At 72.0% G+C, this 17,805-nt stretch carries 16 protein-coding genes and 1 pseudogene; 8 read left to right on the plus strand and 9 right to left on the minus strand.

All coding sequences use genetic code 11. The features are described 5' to 3' along the window. The first annotated feature begins 106 nt into the window (after window positions 1-106). The 3 genes from QCD66_RS31610 to QCD66_RS31620 all read left to right on the plus strand — a co-directional run bounded on the left by QCD66_RS31610 (window position 107) and on the right by QCD66_RS31620 (window position 2,947). Entirely contained in the window at window positions 107-274 is a 168-nt protein-coding gene (locus tag QCD66_RS31610) for a DUF5679 domain-containing protein (RefSeq protein ID WP_212826663.1), read from the plus strand. 212 nt (window positions 275-486) lie between these two features. Next, on the plus strand, window positions 487-1,608 hold the full coding sequence (locus tag QCD66_RS31615; protein ID WP_364221962.1) for a hypothetical protein: 1,122 nt from the start codon (window positions 487-489) through the stop codon (window positions 1,606-1,608). 10 nt (window positions 1,609-1,618) lie between these two features. After that, the gene (locus QCD66_RS31620) at window positions 1,619-2,947 is read left to right on the plus strand and encodes an ABC1 kinase family protein (protein WP_407566901.1); all 1,329 of its coding nucleotides are present in this window, start codon (window positions 1,619-1,621) and stop codon (window positions 2,945-2,947) included. A 339-nt stretch (window positions 2,948-3,286) separates the two neighbouring features. Here the strand turns inward: QCD66_RS31620 and QCD66_RS31625 are convergent, their stop codons facing one another. From QCD66_RS31625 to QCD66_RS31635, 3 genes are all read right to left on the minus strand, one after another. Then, window positions 3,287-3,652: a WhiB family transcriptional regulator gene (locus QCD66_RS31625; protein ID WP_357533273.1), complete on the minus strand. Its 366-nt coding sequence runs from the start codon at window positions 3,650-3,652 to the stop codon at window positions 3,287-3,289. Between the two features lie 122 nt (window positions 3,653-3,774). Further along, window positions 3,775-4,029, minus strand: a complete 255-nt coding sequence (locus QCD66_RS31630) for a hypothetical protein (protein ID WP_364221968.1) — start codon at window positions 4,027-4,029, stop codon at window positions 3,775-3,777. A gap of 128 nt (window positions 4,030-4,157) precedes the next feature. After that, window positions 4,158-6,308 carry an ATP-dependent DNA helicase UvrD2 gene (locus QCD66_RS31635; protein WP_375735315.1) on the minus strand — a complete coding sequence of 717 codons (2,151 nt, stop codon included), beginning with the start codon at window positions 6,306-6,308 and terminating at the stop codon, window positions 4,158-4,160. A gap of 196 nt (window positions 6,309-6,504) precedes the next feature. Between QCD66_RS31635 and QCD66_RS31640 the strand changes: the two genes are divergently transcribed. From QCD66_RS31640 to QCD66_RS31660, 5 genes and pseudogenes are all read left to right on the plus strand, one after another. Further along, a complete protein-coding gene (locus tag QCD66_RS31640; protein ID WP_357533279.1) occupies window positions 6,505-6,765 on the plus strand; it encodes a mycoredoxin in 261 nt (86 codons plus the stop codon). Between the two features lie 416 nt (window positions 6,766-7,181). Continuing rightward, entirely contained in the window at window positions 7,182-8,882 is a 1,701-nt protein-coding gene (locus QCD66_RS31645; protein ID WP_407566753.1) for an IS1634 family transposase, read from the plus strand. A gap of 441 nt (window positions 8,883-9,323) precedes the next feature. After that, window positions 9,324-10,267 (plus strand): annotated as a pseudogene (locus QCD66_RS31650) (helix-turn-helix domain-containing protein); the annotation flags it as partial. A 168-nt stretch (window positions 10,268-10,435) separates the two neighbouring features. Continuing rightward, on the plus strand, window positions 10,436-10,663 hold the full coding sequence (locus tag QCD66_RS31655) for a DUF397 domain-containing protein (RefSeq protein ID WP_364221980.1): 228 nt from the start codon (window positions 10,436-10,438) through the stop codon (window positions 10,661-10,663). Window positions 10,664-10,934: 271 nt separating this feature from the next. After that, window positions 10,935-11,201 carry a hypothetical protein gene (locus QCD66_RS31660; RefSeq protein ID WP_364221983.1) on the plus strand — a complete coding sequence of 89 codons (267 nt, stop codon included), beginning with the start codon at window positions 10,935-10,937 and terminating at the stop codon, window positions 11,199-11,201. Between the two features lie 151 nt (window positions 11,202-11,352). On the opposite strand, the gene QCD66_RS31665 is transcribed toward QCD66_RS31660, so the two are convergent. The 6 genes from QCD66_RS31665 to QCD66_RS31690 all read right to left on the minus strand — a co-directional run bounded on the left by QCD66_RS31665 (window position 11,353) and on the right by QCD66_RS31690 (window position 17,749). Further along, window positions 11,353-12,384 carry a hypothetical protein gene (locus QCD66_RS31665; protein ID WP_375736565.1) on the minus strand — a complete coding sequence of 344 codons (1,032 nt, stop codon included), beginning with the start codon at window positions 12,382-12,384 and terminating at the stop codon, window positions 11,353-11,355. A 4-nt stretch (window positions 12,385-12,388) separates the two neighbouring features. Beyond that, on the minus strand, window positions 12,389-12,916 hold the full coding sequence (locus QCD66_RS31670) for a hypothetical protein (protein ID WP_375736566.1): 528 nt from the start codon (window positions 12,914-12,916) through the stop codon (window positions 12,389-12,391). 105 nt (window positions 12,917-13,021) lie between these two features. Next, window positions 13,022-13,972, minus strand: coding sequence for an NAD(+) diphosphatase (nudC, locus tag QCD66_RS31675; protein ID WP_375736567.1), 951 nt, complete (start codon window positions 13,970-13,972; stop codon window positions 13,022-13,024). Next, window positions 13,969-15,291 (minus strand): M16 family metallopeptidase, encoded by a 1,323-nt coding sequence (locus tag QCD66_RS31680; protein ID WP_375736568.1) that lies wholly within the window; start codon window positions 15,289-15,291, stop codon window positions 13,969-13,971. The genes nudC and QCD66_RS31680 overlap by 4 nt, the downstream gene beginning before the upstream one ends. After that, window positions 15,288-16,625, minus strand: coding sequence for a M16 family metallopeptidase (locus QCD66_RS31685; protein ID WP_375736569.1), 1,338 nt, complete (start codon window positions 16,623-16,625; stop codon window positions 15,288-15,290). Before QCD66_RS31685 ends, QCD66_RS31680 begins: the two co-directional genes overlap by 4 nt. Window positions 16,626-16,642: 17 nt before the next feature. Further along, window positions 16,643-17,749, minus strand: a complete 1,107-nt coding sequence (locus QCD66_RS31690) for an LLM class flavin-dependent oxidoreductase (RefSeq protein WP_375736570.1) — start codon at window positions 17,747-17,749, stop codon at window positions 16,643-16,645. Window positions 17,750-17,805: the final 56 nt, after the last annotated feature.

The following is a 17,805-nucleotide window of genomic DNA, read 5'->3' on the forward strand; positions in this document are numbered from 1 at the left end:
ACATCAGGTGGCCCACAGGTTCCCCCAGCGCCGGAGCCCGGATGGCTCTCACCGCGGGGTGCACGTCGGGAGTCAACCGCCCGACAAAACGGACGAGGAGGACATCGTGGCCGATCAGGCCCAGACCTACAACGGTTACTGCGTCAAATGCAAGGAGAAGCGCGACTTCGAAGGCACGGTCACCGTGTCGAAGACCGGGATGAACATGGCCAAGGGCAAGTGCCCGGTCTGCGGCACAACAGTCAACCGGATCCTGGGGAAGGCGAAGGTCTGACCGAGGATCCGGAGGAACGATCGCGGGAGGGTGGCCGGTGGCCACCCCCTCCCGCGCGCCAGGTGCCGACGCAGCGTGTCGGAGGCACGACACTAGCTACCCGCGGGTTGTGGATAACCCCGGTTTCGCTGTGGATAACGCCGGATACGGCGGCGGCCGACTGTGGATAACGAACGACAGAGCGCTCGGCAACGGTGACAGCGTGTCATCTCATGACGAGAACGTCGCTTCCCCGCCCGACCCTGCTCCCCGGTCTGGTCCGGCTCTGGCGTGACCGGCACACCCTCCAGCTCGGGCTGGATCCCGCCCACGCCGTCGTGGTCGAGGTCGCCCACCCGGGAGCGGCACGCCTGCTCGACCTGCTCGACGGCTCGCACAGCGAACGCGCCGTACTCGACCGGGCGGCCCGCATCGGCGTACCGCGCGACGACGTCCGCACCCTGATCGACGCGCTGCGGGCCGCCGGACTGGTCCTGGGCGCCCACGCCCTGCTGCCCGGCAACCTGCCGGAGCCCGCCCGGCGCCGGCTGGCGGCCGAGGCCAACGCCATCGCCCTGCGCGGCGCCGACGCCCCCGGCAGCCCGGCCCAGGTCCTGCGACGCCGGGCCGCCGCCCGGGTGGTGGTCACCGGACGCGGCCGGCTCGCCGCCCCCGTCGCGGTGGCCCTGGCCCAGTCCGGCGTCGGTCACGTCAGCCCGGAACTCGACGGAGAGGTGGGCCCGACCGAGACGGTCGGTGGCGGTTTCGGCCCGGGAGACGTACGCCGGCCCCGGGCCGAGGCACTCGCCGCCGCGATCACCCGGGCGGCACCAGGCACCGACACCCGTCCGGTACGCCGGGGCCGGGCCGGGCTCGTCGTGCAGGTCGGCATGGACCGGCCGGCGCAACTGCTCGCCGCCGGCTTCGCCGCCCGCCGGCAGGCGCACCTGCTGCTGGGTGTACGCGACGGCACACCGGTCGTCGGGCCACTCGTCCCGGCCGACGGCTCCCCCTGCCTGCACTGTCTCGACCTGCACCGGCTGGACCGCGATCCGGCCTGGCCGGCACTGGCCGCCCAACTGGCGGCGAGCAGTTTCGAGGAGCCGTGCAGCACCGCGACCCTGATCGCCGCGGTGGGATTCGCCACCGCGGAGATCCTTGCCCACCTCGACGGCGCCACCCCGGAGACGGTGGGGGCGGCCGTGGAAATCTGCGCACCCGGGCGGATTCGGCGCCGGGCCTGGCCACCCCACCCACGCTGCGACTGCATCCGGCGCGGTCGGCGCCGGTACGGCGAGGGCACCAATGGCCCCGGCGACCGCCGCATGGCGGCCAACGACGGGCCGAGTCGGTAACAATGATCTGGTGACCGATATCCCGCGTCGGGCCGTGGCCCGCACCGCCAAGCTCGCCGCTCTGCCCCTCGGCTTCGCGGGGCGGACCGTTCTCGGCCTGGGCAAGAGGGTCACCGGGCTGGCCTCCGACGTCGTGTCGGCCGAGATCCAGCAACGTACGGCCGAACAGCTCTTCAGCGTCCTCGGGCAGCTCAAGGGTGGCGCGATGAAGTTCGGTCAGGCGCTGTCGGTGTTCGAGGCGGCACTCCCGGAAGAGATCGCGGCCCCCTACCGGCAGGCGCTGACAAAATTGCAGGAAGCCGCGCCCCCGCTTCCGGCGGCCACCGTGCACAAGGTGCTCGCCGAGCAGCTGGGCGAGGACTGGCGGGCGAAGTTCGTCGAGTTCGACGATTCACCGGCCGCGGCGGCGAGCATCGGCCAGGTGCACCGGGCGGTCTGGAAGACCCGCGCCAAGGCGGGACTGCCCGTCGCCGTCAAAATCCAATACCCGGGTGCCGGCGACGCCCTGCTGGCCGACCTCAAGCAACTTTCCCGCCTCGGCGGGATGTTCCGCGCCATCCAGCCGGGTCTGGACATCAAGCCGCTGCTCGCCGAACTGCGGGAACGGATCACCGAGGAACTCGACTACGAACTGGAGGCGACGTCCCAACGGGCGTTCCACAAGGCGTACGCCGGCGACGAGGAGATCTTCGTACCGAAGGTGGTCGCCTCCGCCCCCCGCGTGCTGGTGACCGAGTGGGTCGAGGGCACCCCGCTGTCGCAGATCATCAACGAAGGCACCGAGGAACAGCGTGACCGGGCCGGCCGGCTGATGGCCGTCCTGCACTTCTCGGCACCGGCCCGCGCCGGGCTCCTGCACGCCGACCCGCACCCGGGCAACTTCCGGCTGCTGCCGGACGGGCGCCTGGGCGTCATCGACTTCGGGGCGGTGGCCCGGCTGCCCGGCGGCCACCCGGAGCCGATCGGCCGGCTGGTCCGGCTCGCGCTGGCCGGTGACGCGCAGGCGGTCATCGACGGCCTCCGCGAGGAGGGCTTCGTCAAGCAGACCGACGACATCGACGCGCAGGCGCTGCTCGACTTCATCCTGCCGATGCTGGAACCGGTGGCCCTCGACGAGTTCCGGTTCACCCGCGCCTGGCTGCGCTCCGAGGCGACCCGGCTGGGCAACCCCAGGTCACCGGCCTACCAGCTCAACCGGCACCTCAACCTGCCACCCTCCTACCTGCTGATCCACCGGGTGACGCTCGGCTCGATCGGGGTGCTGTCCCAACTGGAGGCGAAGGCGCCCTACCGCTCGATCCTGGAACGCTGGCTGCCCGGTTTCGCCCCGATCCCCTGACCCGCCGACCGGCGCGGCGCTCGCCCCGGCCGGTCGAGGACGGTTCGGAAAACGGTCAGGGCTCGACGGGATACCCCGCCGAGCCCCTGACCGGTCATCTATCAGTAGCCGCCTATGTCCCGGGCCGCCTGCCGGCGGGCCTGCATCGAGATGGTACGGGCGGATCGGGTTGCCTCAGTGCGCGTGGTCTTGCCGGCCTGAGGCCGGCGCATTCGCGCTCGGGACAACGCTTCTTGGATGAGATACATGGTGTCGGCCCCACTCGGAGTCGCAGTGACGATGGTCATTTCGTTCTTCATTGCCGGTACGACACCGGCGGACTTACGGATCGGGTTCATGTCAGGCCGCCAGCCGGACGCTGCTGCGCGACTCGGCGAGGCCGTTGGCCGCCATCCGCGCTTCGACCTCGACCCGGAGGACCTGGTCGCGGGCGACGTCCTCCTTGCGCGGACGGCCACGGGGCCGCTTGCGCGGGACGACCGCGCCACGCTCGAAGATCTCGCCACCCCAGACCCCCCACGGCTCGGCGCGGTCGACCGCACCGGCCAGGCACGCGGCCCGGAGCGGGCAGTCGCCGCACAGCGACTTGGCCAGTTCCAGCTCGGCGGGGGCGTCGGAGAACCACAGGTCGGGGTCGAACTTCCGGCAGGGCAGGTTCGCCTCCAGTTCGACGTTGACGTCGACGGGGGCCAGCGCCAGACTCATCGCCCGGTCACCTCTCTCTCGCTTCGATCTTGTGGATCGTCGTTGCTGGGTGAGACAAAAAACTAAGGCCGCGGATCCCGGTTACGGGTTCCGCGGCCTCGAGGTGAGCCGGTGGTCTATTCCTAGACCGGCCTTCCTCGAGGTGGAACTCCGCGGACGTCCATACGCTTCGGAGCGTTCGGGACATCGCCGCCGGCGAAGCCACTGATCCCCTTGCCCTGGACGGATTTCGGCGCCAGGATCAGCTCGGCCTGGGTCGGCGCCGGGTGCGTCACGGGCAGCAGGGCAGCGTCAGCGGCCGGCAGCAGTCTGACGACTGGCACCGACACGAGGGCAGCAGACAGCCCCGCCGAACGCTGGTTGACATAGAACTCCATGGGTGCCGCCTCCTCACGCTTCCCTCGTCACTGACACGGTCTCGTACACCCTTTGAGCAGCCGCAACGCCGCCGCTCGCGAGGTGTGCCATGAGGCTATGCCTGCATCGGGGGCGAGGGCAAACGGTTTTACGGCTCTTCCGGAGAACTTTTTTCCGGCGTCACTTCGGCCACCGACGCACCGCCCACCAGCGCGATCGCCGCGGCGCCGTAGAGGGCGAGCTTTCGCGGGCCGATACCGGCGATCGCCAGCAACTCCTCGGACCGGGTCGGACGGCGCTCCGCCAGGGCCATCAACGTGGCGTCGGTGAACACCACGTACGCAGGGACTTTCTGCGTCGAGGCGACCGTGCCGCGCCACTCGCGCAGCCGGTCGAGCAACTCCTCGTCGAGGTCGGACGGGCAGTCGGGGCAGCGGCCCAGTTTGCGGTCGACGCCGGCCAGCAGGGTGTCGCCGCAGACCCGGCAGGAAACCACCTGGTTTCGTCGAACGTCGGGTTTCCGACTGCCACCGGCAGCGGCTCGGCCGCGATCGCCACCCGGCCGGTCGAACTGGGGCAGGAACCGGCACGGCCGGCGCGCCCGGCCACCGGGCGAGCGCGCCACGGCGTACGACAGCCAGAGCGATTCCCGCGCCCTGGTCACCCCGACGTAGAGCAGGCGCCGCTCCTCTTCGATCTGCTCGGCGGTCTTGGCATACGTCGTCGGCAGCGTGCCGTCGGAGAGGCCCACCAGGAAGACCGCGTCCCACTCGAGGCCCTTCGCCGAATGCAGCGAGGCGAGGGTGACCCCCTCGACGGTGGGGGCGTGCTGCTGGGCGGCCCGCCGCTGCAGTTCCTCGCAGAAGTCGGCGAGGGTGACCGGACGCTCGACGGCCGCGGCCTCGCCGATCGGCAGCACCGGCTGCCGGGCCGCGTGCTCCTCGGCGAGCTGCACGAGCGCGGCCAGCGCCTCCCACCGCTCCCGCGCCGCACCGCCGGGTGGCGGCTGGTCGGGTGCCCACCCGACGGCGGTGAGCGCGTCGACGACGGCCGTGACCAGCGGCGTCTCACCCGGTGTCGACCGGACCGCCGACCGCAGCGCGATCACCGCCTGGCGCACCTCGGGGCGCTCGAAGAACCGCTCCGCGCCCTGTACGACGTATGGCACCTCGGCTTCGGCCAGCGCCTTCTCGTACGCCTCGGACTGGGCGTTGGTGCGGAACAGTACGGCGATCTCGCGGGTCGGGGTGCCCGCGTCGACCAGTTGCCGGCAGCGGGCGGCGACGGCGGCGGCCTCGGCCGGCTCGTCGGCGAAGATCCGCACATCGGGTTCCGGCCCCGGTGGGCGCTGGCCGACCAGTTCGAGCCGCAACTTGGCCTCGGTGCCCCGGGCCTGCCGGATCACCGCGTTGGCGAGCCCGACGACCTGCGGCGTCGACCGGTAGTCGCGGACGAGCCGGACCACGACCGCGGCGCGGTGCCGGCGCGGGAAATCGATCAGGTAGCCGGAGGTGGCCCCGGTGAACGAGTAGATGGTCTGACTGGCGTCGCCGACCACGGTCAGGTCGTCGCGGCCGCCCAGCCAGGCGTCGAGCAGCCGCTGTTGCAGCGGGTTGACGTCCTGGTACTCGTCGACGACGAAATGCCGGTACTGCGCGTGGACCTGATCGGCGACGTCGCGGTGCTCCTCGATCCCCCAGACCGCGGCCCGCAGCATGTCCTCGAAGTCGATCACACCGTTGCCGCGCTTGATCTTCTCGTAGGCGGCGAAGACCTCGGCGACCTTGGCCGGCTCGTGCGGTGTCTCCCGCATCGCCTTGGCCGCGGCGACCGGATAGTCGCCCGGCTCGACCAGCGACGACTTCGCCCACTCGATCTCACCGGCCAGGTCGCGGGCGGCGGCGCGGTCGGTGCGCAGCCCGGCCCGGGCGGCGGCGAGGGTGACCAGCCGGACCTTGCTGTCGAGAAGCTCGGGCATCTCCCGACCGGCGAGCAGCCGGGGGGCGAAGTAGCGGACCTGCCGCAGTGCGGCGGCGTGGAAGGTGCGGGCCTGCACCCCTCCGACGCCGAGGGACGCCAGCCGGGCCCTCATCTCCGCCGCCGCCCGGGCGGTGAAGGTCACCGCGAGCACGTGCCGGCCGGCGATCGCACCGGACAGGGCCCGATAGGCGATGCGGTGTGTGATCGCCCTCGTCTTGCCGGTGCCGGCACCGGCCAGGATGCAGACCGGGCCGGCCGGGGCGGTCACCGCCGACCGCTGCTCCGGGTCGAGCCCGGCCAGGACGTGGTCGGCCGTCACCCGTCCCGCCCCCGGACCGTGCGATCCAGGGTCCGCCCCCGGACCGTGCGACCTAGGGTCCGCCCCCGGACCGTGCAACCCGGAACGCCTCCCCGCATCAACCCCCACAGGTAGGAATCATGGCAGCTTCTCCGTACGTTGAAGTTCCTGGTGGGTCCGATCAAGGACACATCTCTCATCCCCAGGAGGATTGACCATGCTGACGATGTACTCCACGCCGTGGTGCGGCTACTGCCACCGGCTGAAGTCGCAACTCGACCGCGAAGGCATCGGTTACGAAGTGGTCGACATCGAGCAGGACCCGGCGGCGGCGAAGTTCGTGGAGAGCGTCAACGGTGGCAACCAGACCGTACCCACGGTCCGCATAGTTTCCCCCAACGGCGGCGAGTCGGTCCTGACCAACCCCACGATCGTCCAGGTGAAGAACACGTTGGCCGAACTGGGCGTGACCGCCTGACCGCACCGCGCGGCGACCCTCAACGCGGAAGACCCCGGCCGCGAGCCGGGGTCTGTGCGTTTCTCCAGAGCCTTGCGGGTCGTCCGCGATCCGTCAGTCGCACCGGTCGGTGAGGTGCGCGCGGGCCGCCCGCCAGATGGTCGACGGTTCGCCTCCCTCGGCCGCCCAGGTGGTCGATGTCAGCCGGCCCCGCCGCCGGTAGCGCTTCATGATCACAACATGGTCGGGCCACGCCACGAACCGCCGTAGCGCCCGAGTTCCGCAGTTCGTAGGAACACAAGCATGATCGGGTCGGGGTCGATGCTGGTCACGGGCTCGCAGATGCCTCGGACTGGGCCGGCGGATCCGAAAGTGTAGTAACACGACCTGAGATTCACATCTTGTTCTGCCAGTGGTGATGTGGTTTCTTCGTAGTCATGTATCTGCGGTTCACCTCGCGGACCAACGCCGACGGCAGCGTGGTGCGCTACGTCGCGTTGGCACACAACCGGCGCGTGGACGGCAAGATCAAGCCTGATGTGCTTATGAATCTGGGCCGCGTCGACCGGGTCGACGTCGAAGGGCTGCGCCGGCTCGCCGCGTCGATCGACAAGCACTTCGGCGAAGACGGCGCGGGTGCGGAAGCGGGCCTGGCGGCCGGAGCGGGACCTCTCGACGTCGTCGACGCACGGTCGATCGGGTCGACATGGCTGCTCGACGGGTTGTGGCGGCGCCTCGACGTCGGCGCGGCGGTGCGGGCGGCTGCGGACGCGCGTAGGTTCACCACGAACATGGAACGGGTGCTGTTCGCGCTGGTCGCCAACCGAGCTGTGGCGCCGATGAGCAAGCTGTCGGCCGCCGAGTGGGCCGGGCAGGACACGGTCATCCCGGGCCTGACCGGTATGGACGACGACCACGCGTACCGGGCGATGGACCTGCTCATCGACGCCGATACCTGCGGCCGGGTGCAGGAGGCGGTGTTCTTCGCCGTGGCCAACCTGTTCAACCTTGAAGTCGACCTGTTGTTCTTCGACACCACCAGCACCTACTTCGAACGCGACACCGAAGACGACGGCGACGATGCGTTTCGCCGGTTCGGGCACTCCAAGGACCACCGCTCGGATCTGCCGCAGATCGTCATCGGCCTGGCCGTGACCAAGGAAGGCATCCCGGTGCGGTGCTGGTGCTGGCCCGGCAACAGCAATGACCAGGCCGTGCTGGCCGAGGTTCGCGACGACATGCGCGACTGGAAGCTCGGACGCGTGATCACCGTGGTCGACCGCGGGTTCTCCAGCGCGGACAACCTGGCCTACCTGCGCCGCGCCGGCGGGCACTACATCGCCGGGATGCGCATGCGTGACGGCAACCCCCTCGTCGAGCGGGTCCTGGCCCGCCAGGGCCGCTACCAGCAGGTCAAGGACAACCTGCGCGTCAAGGAAGTACGCATCGACGGATCCGACGTGCGGTTCGTCATCTGCCACAACCCCGACCAGGCGATGCGTGACAAGCAGCACCGCGACGACGCGATCGCCCGCGTCGAAGCCGAACTCGAACGCATCCGTGACCAGCGCGAACGCGACGCCAGACGACCCGTCGCAGACAAGGCCCGTAAGAAGAACGAGGCGGCGCACGCCCGCGCCGAGTGCGCCCTGCGCGACCACCCGACCCTGGGCCGGTGGCTCGTCCAGCAGCCCAACGGACGACTGAAGGTCAACAAGGCCAAGGTCAAGGCCGAGGAACGCCTCGATGGCAAGTACCTCATCGCCACCTCCGACCCGCACATCAGCGCCGAGGACGTCGCGCTGGGCTACAAGAACCTCCTCGAGGCCGAGCGCGGGTTCCGCGACCTGAAGTCGCAACTGCTGCTGCGGCCGGTGTTCCACCGCCTCGAGCACCGCATCCGCGCCCACGTCCTCATCTGCTGGCTGGCCCTGCTGCTGATCCGCGTCGCCGAACGCGCCACCGGCCAGACCTGGCGAAACATCAACCGGCAACTCGGACGAATCAGCCAGGTCACCCTCGCCGGGCCCGCCGGCACCGTCGTGCAGACCACCCCGCTGAGACCCGAACACAAGGCCATCTACCAGGCACTTTCCGTCCAGCCGCCGGCCCGGGTCACCGCCTTCGACCCCCAGTAGCCAAGATCAGATCCTGGCAAGAGGGCGTAGACACACGCCTCTTGTTCGACGCACGTCAATCTTCGCTGCTCCACATCCAGATTCCGATGATCGTTGAACTACAAACTGCGGAACCCGGGTAGCGCCTCCTGGTCTCGCCAGACCGACACCGAACCGCACCGACGCCTCAGCGCCTACCGGCGCGCCCGGACGGCCATCCACGCGCGACTGGAGTCGGCCGCCGCCGTGCCGCCGCCGGAGAGTAACGAGCGACGCCGATGTCCGCCGGCAGCGGAGGGCTCGATCTCACCGCGCCCGGGCCGGACCGCTCCGGTCCACGGCATGACACGCCTGGTAAACCGCCCGACAAAACAAGGACATGCGGGCCATACTGGTGCGGGCCGCCACCCGAAAGATCGCCGACGAGCCGGCCTCGTCGGAACCGATTCGGACGAGGGAGTGGTGTCGGTGTCACCAGTGTCGATCCCGACCGCGCGGCGCCGGCTCGGAGCCGAGTTGCGCCGGCTGCGCGAGGCCGCGGGGCTGACCGGGGAGCAGGTGATCGCCCGGGTCGGCTGGGCCTCGGCCTCCAAACTGTCCCGGCTGGAAAACGGTCGCAGCCGCCCCGACCTGGGTGACGTGCTCGACCTGCTGGACGCGTACTCGGTCGACGGGTCGCTGCGCGACGATCTGGTCGCGGTCACCCGGGCCGCCGGCGACGCCCGCGCCTGGCTGCGTTCGTACCCGGTGATGACCGCCCGCCAGCGCGGCTACGCCGAACTGGAGGCCGGCTGCGCCGAGATCCGCGAGTGGGCGCCGGTGCTGGTCCCGGGCCTGTTGCAGACCCCCGAGTACGCCCGCGTGCGCTTTCTCTCGTCGCGGCCGCTCGCCGCCGGCGCGGCGGAGAGCACCGACGCCGAGACCGAGGTGGCCGCCCGGCTGGCCCGCCAGTCGCTGCTGACCCGCGACGACACGTCGCTGCGGTACGAGGCCGTGGTCGACGAGGCCGCGCTCGGCAGCCGGGGTGGACCGCCGGACGTCGTACGCGGTCAGCTGATCCGCCTGCACGAGCTGGCGGCCCGGCCCAACGTGACCCTGCGGGTGCTGCCACGGGCGGCCACCATCGGCGACTGGTACCTGCCGCACACCGGCTTCTCGCTCTACGGGTTCGACCACCCGCAGGACCCGGAGACCCTGGCGATCGAAGGGCTCTCCATCCACCTGGTGCTCACCGACCGCGCCGAGATCGACCGCTACACGGCCGTGTTCGGCTGGCTCCGCGAGGCCGCGTTGTCGGCCGCGGATTCGCTCGCCTGGCTCGCCGACGCCGCCGCACCCCGGCCGGTGCCGCCACCGCGCCCGGGACATCCGCACCGCCGCAGGACCACGGCCGCGCCGGAGGGCGCCGGGCCAGGAACCGCCACCCCGAGTGCCCCCGCCGCGTCGAACGCCACCGCCGGACCGGGCGCCCTGGTCGGGCCACCGGCGTGACGCACCCGCGAAGTCCAACCTCACCCGGGGCGCTGAGCGCCACCGCGCCGTGTGCCGGGCCGTCGAACACCAGGAGTTGATCGATGACGAACCGTCGACCCACCATGCCGACCGGCGACACACCCGCCTGGCGGACGAGTTCCCGTAGTCAGACCGCGAACTGCGTCGAGGTCGCGCTGGGCGCCGGCTCCTGCGCGCCGGTCGCCGTACGCGACAGCAAGGACCGTGGCGGCCCCGTGCTGACCTTCGACGCCGAACGCTGGTCGGGTTTCATCCGCGCGGCGAAGGCGGGTGAGTTCGACCGCGGTTGACCCGGACAAGGGCTGGCTGGCCGCTGGTGGAACACCCACCGGCGGCCGGCAGCGATCAAGCAACGAACTGCATCAATGTAATTTGTCCCCCGAATGGACGGGCCTCACAGCCGATCATCGGGTTTGTCTTGCCGGCCCGAAACACCTGGGCGAACATAACCAAGGGTGTTCCGTGGAAGTTCCACAGATGAATGTTCACAGCTCGGACCCGCCCGGGACCGGGCAACACCACTGACTATCCGTAACGGTTCAACCCGAGCCGGGAGACACCATGCGGTTTCTCATCGTACGGACCGACATCCGCGCCGTCGCTGACGACGACCTCGCCGCCGCCTGGGCCGAGGGCCAGCGGCTCCGCGACGAGAAGACCACGCCGGAACCGCGCCGCCAGACCGTACGCGCCGACGACCGGGACGCCGCGCTGCTGCTGGCCCGGGCCCTGTCGTCCTCGGTGGGCGCGGTGCGGTCGGGCCGCCAGCGGGTCAAGGTCGTACGCCTCGCCGAGCCCGTTCCGGGCCGACGGCACCGCCGCACGTAGCAACCGACCCGATCGACAGCGGAACACCCCCGAGACACCGTCGTCGCCGGCGCGGCTCCCCCGCCGTGCAAGAACGCCCGACCGGCAACGACGGGACCGGATCTTGGTCCGTGGCCGTCGCGGCAACGATGGTCACGGGCCAAGACCATGTTCAGGGGCGGGTACGCCCCGCCGGCCGTACCCCGGCGCTCGCCCGTCTGGCGCGGGGCCGCCGTGCCGCGATCCGGTCCCGGTGCAGTCCGGCCGCGACCAGCGCGACCACCGCCACCCCGACCAGCGTCCACCCGAGGAACGGACGCCCGTCGCCGGCCGTGGCGCGGGTGGACGCGCCCGGCGGCGGCAGGGTCAACGTCACGGTCGACGTCTCCTTCAGCAGGCCGCTGGCGAGGGTCAGTTCGGCCGTCCACGGGCCGTCGGGCAGCCGGGCGTCGAGTTCGACCACCACCTGGCCGGCGGTGCCGGGCGCGAGCGTGGTGCCCAGGGTCACCGGGTACGGGCCGGCCCGCATCGCCCCCGGACCGTCCACCAGGTTCAGCGACCCGCTCAGGTCGAGGGCCCGCTCGCCGGTGTTGCGTACGTCGGCCGTGATCGTCGGTACGCCGTCCGGCCGCCGGCTCGCGGTCAGGTCGCCGATCTCGAAGCTCGACGGGGGCTCGCCACCGGGACCCACGTCCAGATAGACCCGGATGCCGACCCGGTGCACGACGCCGACGTTTCCCGCGCCCGGGCTCCCGGTCGGCGCGCTGGCCTGGGCCCACACGACGGCGTACCGCTCGCCCCTGGCCGCGGCGGCCGGCACGTCGACGGTGGCCAGCACGGTCGTCCGGCTGTACGGGTCGAGGTCGACCGAGGGGCGGTCGAGCGAGATCCATTCCGACAGCTCGTTGGCCGTCCGGTCCTCGGCGATGGTGAACGCGTCGTCCTCGATCGCCGCGCCGGCCGGGTAGAGCTCGATCGTGCGCGGGGTGGGCGCGTTGTTGGCCACCTCGATCCGGCGCTCGATCTTCGTGCCGGGGTTGAGGTGGTCGATGACGTACACCCGGGCCCGTGGGTCGTCGCGCCGGTCGACGGGTGCCTCCAGGAGCCGGATGCCGATACGTCCGTCGTCGGCCGAGGCCGGGACGGCGGCTGCCGTGGCCCCGGCGATGAGGATCGCCAGGACCACGGCAGCCCGCGACGGCAACCGGTCACGCCACCGAATGCGTCACCGTTCCGGTGTAGGTACCGGCGACGAGGGCGTCCGGCAGGGTGATCGTGAGGGTGGGGTTCCAGCTGACGGCGTTGCTGCCGACTGCGGTGACCGCCAGTACCTCCAGGGGCTCGTCCAGCGGCCCGGGGGCGCCGGGCGTCGCGGTCGGCTCACCGCTGACGACCGTCGTCGACCCGGTCGTGTAGACCACGGAGCTGGCCGGCACCGTTTCGGAAGCGGTACCGCCGCCGGTCGTGAAGTCGGTGGCGGAGGCGGTCGCGGCCCAGGCCGCGGACAGTTCGCCACGGCCGTCGGTCACGGTCACCGTGCCCAGGGCACCGGTGATCGTGCCGTCCACGACGGTCGGGTCGATCGTCGCGGTCGCCGGTACGACGACGTCGAGGGTTCCGGCCTCGATGGTGAACGTGGCGGTGGTGTCGCCGGTGGGTGCCGCGGCGGCCGGTGATCCGGTGGCCAGGACGGCGACGGCGAGTGCGGTCGCGGCCGCGAGGATTCTGGTACGCATAGGGGCTTCTCCTTGCCTGCGGACGCCTGGCGGCGGCGTCTCGTCAGTCCATTCGAGAACGACCATATGCAACTATTCGACTACTTTGAGTGAAAACCCGGAAAATCAGCCTTCCAACCACCGGCTGACCAGGAAGAACGCGATCGACGACTCCATCGGCAGGGTGACCGCCCGACCGTCGCCCGCGTCGACCCGCTCCCCGGCCAGCACCGCCGCGATTTCCCGCCGGGTGAACCAGCGGGCCACCGCGATCTCCGCCGGGTCGAGCCGCAGCGGCTGGCCCGGGTCGGCCGTGGCCAGGAAGCCGAGCATCAGCGAACCCGGGAAGGGCCACGCCTGGCTGCCGGCGTAGTCGATCCGGTCGAGGGTCACGCCGACCTCCTCGGCGACCTCGCGCAGCACCGCCGCCTCCGCCGACTCGCCCGGCTCGACGTAGCCGGCCAGGCAGGAGAACCGCAGCTCGCCGTCGCGGTCCGGCCATGCCGCGTTGTTGCCGAGCAGGCAGCGGCCGTCCGGCCCGGGCACCCCGTCGTGCACCGCCACGATCATCGCCGGGTCGGTGCGCGGCCAGAGTTGCCCGCCGTCCCCGTCGACCCGGGACCAGCCGGCCCCGGCCACCGCGGTCGGCTGCCCCGACGCCGGCGAGTAAGGCTGTGCGGCGTGCCAGTTGGCCAGCGCCGTGGCGCTGGTGAACGCCCCGGCGTCCCGGTCGCCGAGCAGGTGCCCGACATCACGCAGGTTCACCGCCCGGGCGTCGGGCCGAACCGGTAGGGGCGCGTCGACCGCGAAGAGCGGCGTGCCGTCCGGCTCGACACCGAGGAAGAGCCGCCCCGCCGGGTCGACCCGCGGTGCCGCGTCGGCGTCGAGGAGCACCAGCACCGGTGCCGTCGACGGCCCCTCGACCAGGGCCCGGCCACCGCCCGCCACGTCGACGACCAGCACCCGGGCCCGCTTCCAGGCGTCGGTGAGCCAGGCCGGGTCGGTACGCCGGTGGGCGGCCCGGTCGAGGGTCGACCGGGCCAGCGGCGGCACCGGGCCGTCCGGCCATCCCGTCACGGTTGCGCGACCCCGCGCTCGACCGGGGTCAGCGCCGCCACCGCGGCCCCGACCTTGTCCGCGTCACCGAGTACGACGGTGACCGCACCGGCCGGCGCGAGGTATTTCGCGGCGGCGGCGGCGACATCCTCGCGGGTCGCCTTCGCCAGCCGCGCCGAGTGCTCGGTCAGGTAGTCCAGGCGCAGCCCGAACCCGGCATAGGTGCTGGCCAGGCTCGCCAGTCCGGCCTGTGTCGACATTCCGAGCTGCAGCGTCCCCAGCGCGTACTGCCGGGCCTGTTCCAGCTCGTCCTCCTTCGGCGGCAACGAGGCGAGCCGGCCGAGTTCGTAGAGCGTCTCCAGCAGTGCCGGGCCGGTCACCTCGGTCGCGACCTCCGCGGCCAGCACCAGCGACGAGCCCGCCTCGCTGTGCTCGATCAACGAGTGCGGGCCGTAGGTGTAGCCCTTGTCCTCGCGGATGTTCTCCACCCAGCGGGACGAGAAGTAGCCGCCGAAGACCAGGTTGGCCAGTTGCAGCGCGGCATGGTCGGGATGGGTCCGCCCGACCGCCGGCAGCGCCATCCGCAGCGACGACTGGACCGCACCCGGCCGGTCCACCAGCAGCAGCGGGGCGGGGGCCAGCGGCGGGGCCGGCGGCAGCGTCACGTTCGCGCCGGCACCGGTCCAGCCGGCCAGCGCCCGCTCGGCCGAGTCGAGCGCCTTGCCGGGCGAGAAGTCGCCGACCAGCACCAGGGTGGCGCCGGCCGGGTGGATCCGGGCCGCGTGCAGCGCCCGCAGCTGGCCGGGCCGGACCGCCTCGACCTGGTCGACCTCCGGCGTCTGCACCGCGTACGGGTGGCTGCCGTACATCCGGCGCAGCAGCGCCGCGCGGGCCAGGTGGCTCGGCTGGCTCTGCGCGACCTGGATCCGGTCGACGAGCCGGTCCCGTTCGACGGCGACCTCGGTCTTGGGGTAGGCGGCACCGGTGAGCACCTCGGCGAGGACGTCGAGGATCCGGTCGAGCCCGGTCACCAGGCCGTTGCCGGAGACGACCAGCCGGTCGGGGTCCAGCCCCGCCGACAGCGCGCCGCCGACGGTCTGCAACTCGGCGGCAACGTCCACCGTGGACATCGTGGCGGTGCCGGACAGCAGCGTCTGGGAGAGCAGGGCGGACCGGGCCAGGTGGGCGCGGGCGAACGGCACCCGCAGCCGTACCTCGACCAGCGGCACGGCCGGGCGCCGGATGGCCAGTACGGTCAGCCCGTTCGGCAGGGTCCGCTCGGTCTCCTTCGGCGGCTTGAGCTTGCGGCTGGGCCCGAGCGGCGGGAGCGTGTGCGTCACTGGTTCGCCTTTCCCTTCCCGGCCGGGGCCGCGGCACCGGCGATGACCTCGACCGTCGCCCGGCGCTCCGGCCGCAACGTGGCGGCGGCGGCCCGCACCTGCTCCTCGGTCACCGCACCGACCAGCCTCGGCAACTCGTTGATCAGCTCGGGGGCGCCGCGTTGCTGCTCCAGCACCGCCACGCCGAGGGCCCGCCCGAGCACCGCGTCGTTGTCGCGCAACAGGTGCGTCGCCATCCGGGCCTGGGTACGCGCCAGCTCGCCCGGGGCCAGCCCGTCGGTGGCCAGCCGGTCCAGTTCCTCGTCGACCGTACGCAGCACCTTGTCGACGTCGCCGCTCGGCGGCAGGTGCGCCTGGAGCAGCAACGCGGTGGGGTCGCGTACCTCGAACGCCTCGCCCATGAAGCCGAGGTAGCTGCCGACGCTGGTGACCGAGCGGTCCCGCTGTACCAGCCGCTCGACCAGCCGGGACGCCTCGCCGTCGGTCAGCACCTCGGCCAGCACCACGTACGGCAGGTAGGCGTCGAAGTCGCCGATCGGGTCCGGCACCCGCCACGCCGACGCGAACGCCGGCAGCGGCGCCAGCGGGTCGGTGTAGGACTGCCGGCGCTCGGCGGTCAGGTCGGGCTCGGCGAAGCTCGGCCGCTCCGGCGCCGGCCGGGCCGGTACGTCACCGAAGTGCCGCTCGACCAGCGCGGTCGCCTCGGCGACCTCGAAGTCGCCGGCCACCGCGAGCACCGCGTTGCCGCAGGCGTAGTAGCGCTCGAAGAAGTCGGCCGCGTCGGCGACGGTGGCGCCTTCGAGGTCGGTGAACGAGCCGTAGCCGTCGTGCGCGTTCGGGAACGTGTCGAACAGCACCGGCGGCAGCTTCAGCCAGGGGAAGCCGCCGTACGGGCGGTTGAGGACGTTGACCCGGATCTCCTCCTTGACCACGTCGACCTGGTTGCGCAGGTTCTCCTCGGTCAGCCGGGGGCCGCGCATCCGGTCGGCCTCGAGGAAGAGGGTGCGTTCGAGGGCGTTGCTCGGCAACGTCTCGAAATAGTCGGTGTAGTCGAAGTGGGTGGAGCCGTTGAAGGTGCCACCGGCACCCTGCACGTGCCGGAAGTGCGCCAGCTTCTCCAGGTTGGCCGACCCCTGGAACATCAGGTGCTCGAAAAGGTGGGCGAAGCCGGTGCGGCCCTCGGGCTCGGACCGGATGCCGACGTCGTAGACGACGGCGACGCCGACCACCGGCGCGGTTCGGTCGGGTGCCAGCACCACCCGCAGGCCGTTGTCGAGCGTCAGCCGCTCGACGGGGTATTTCGTTGCCGGGATCCTTGCTCTGCGGGCAGCCACAAGGCGACCCTAGCGCGTCATGTCGCGGCCGAGACCGCGACTCGGGTCGCGGCGGCCCGACCGGCGGCGGTGCGCGGCAGCACGTGCCGGCCGACCCGTACGGCCTCCTCCAGGTGCGGCCAGGCGGACAGGACGAACTCGTCCACCCCGAGCGCGGCGTACTCGTCGATCCGGGCGGCGACCTCGTCGTAGCTGCCCACGAGCGCGGTGCCCGCGCCCTCGCGGACCAGGCCGACGCCGGCCCAGAGGTTCGGCGCGATGGTCAGCCCGGTGGTCGTGCCCTCGTTGAGGGCCGTCATCCGGGCCTGACCGACCGAGTCCATCCGGGCGAACCGGGCCTGCGCGGCGGCGATCCGGTCGGCGTCCATGCCGGCCAGCAGCCGGTCCGCCTCGGCCCACGCCTCCGCCGCGGTCTCCCGGGCGATGACGTGCAGCCGGATGCCGGTGCGCAGGGTACGTCCGTGTCCGGCGGCCAGCCGCCGGATCCGCTCCACCCGGTGGGCGATGGCCGCCGGTGGCTCGCCCCACATCAGCTGCACGTCGGCGAACCGGGCCGCCACCGCCTCGGCCGCCGGGGACGCGCCGCCGAAGTAGATCGGCGGCGGGTCGGTGAGCGGCACCGCCAGCCCGCCGGCCTCCACCCGGTAGTGCTCACCGCTGTGGTCGAACGGTCGCCCGGCCCAGGCCAGGCGTAACACCTGGAGAAACTCGGCGGTACGCGCGTAGCGGGCCGAATGGTCCAGGAAGTCGCCGTACGCCCGCTGCTCGGCCGGGTCGCCGCCGGTCACGATGTTGATCGCCAGCCGGCCGCCGGAGATCGCCTGGAACGCCTGGGCCTGTTGCGCGACGAGGGTCGGCAGGGCGAACCCGGCCCGTACGGCGACCAGCATCCGCAGCGTCGTCGTGTGCTGGGCGACCGCGCTGCACACGATCCACGGGTCGGGGCAGCCGGAGCCGACCGGCGTCAACGCGGCGGCGAAGCCGGCCTGCTCGGCGGCCCGGGCGACCGCGCCGAGGTATTCGACCGTCGCCGTCCGGTCGTGCCGGGCGGCTCCGGTGGTGACCGTCGCCGCGCCGACCTGGTCGCTGTCACCGGACGTGGGAAGGAACCAGTGGAAGGTCATCGCGCCGCCTCTCGCCGCCGGTGCCTCGCTGACGACCGCCAGCCGATCATGTCTAC

It is taken from the genome of Polymorphospora sp. A560, assembly GCF_045781765.1.
GTDB classification, from domain to species: domain Bacteria; phylum Actinomycetota; class Actinomycetes; order Mycobacteriales; family Micromonosporaceae; genus Polymorphospora; species Polymorphospora lycopeni.

What these genes read in the sequence shown, in the direction of transcription:
- QCD66_RS31615 (WP_364221962.1), top strand. Translation starts at nt 487, where the DNA reads ATGACGAGAACGTCGCTTCCCCGCCCGACCCTGCTCCCCGGTCTGGTC.
- QCD66_RS31625 (WP_357533273.1), bottom strand. Translation starts at nt 3,652, where the DNA reads ATGAGTCTGGCGCTGGCCCCCGTCGACGTCAACGTCGAACTGGAGGCG.
- QCD66_RS31630 (WP_364221968.1), bottom strand. Translation starts at nt 4,029, where the DNA reads ATGGAGTTCTATGTCAACCAGCGTTCGGCGGGGCTGTCTGCTGCCCTC.
- QCD66_RS31640 (WP_357533279.1), top strand. Translation starts at nt 6,505, where the DNA reads ATGCTGACGATGTACTCCACGCCGTGGTGCGGCTACTGCCACCGGCTG.
- QCD66_RS31645 (WP_407566753.1), top strand. Translation starts at nt 7,182, where the DNA reads ATGTATCTGCGGTTCACCTCGCGGACCAACGCCGACGGCAGCGTGGTG.
- QCD66_RS31655 (WP_364221980.1), top strand. Translation starts at nt 10,436, where the DNA reads ATGACGAACCGTCGACCCACCATGCCGACCGGCGACACACCCGCCTGG.
- QCD66_RS31660 (WP_364221983.1), top strand. Translation starts at nt 10,935, where the DNA reads ATGCGGTTTCTCATCGTACGGACCGACATCCGCGCCGTCGCTGACGAC.
- QCD66_RS31670 (WP_375736566.1), bottom strand. Translation starts at nt 12,916, where the DNA reads ATGCGTACCAGAATCCTCGCGGCCGCGACCGCACTCGCCGTCGCCGTC.
- QCD66_RS31690 (WP_375736570.1), bottom strand. Translation starts at nt 17,749, where the DNA reads ATGACCTTCCACTGGTTCCTTCCCACGTCCGGTGACAGCGACCAGGTC.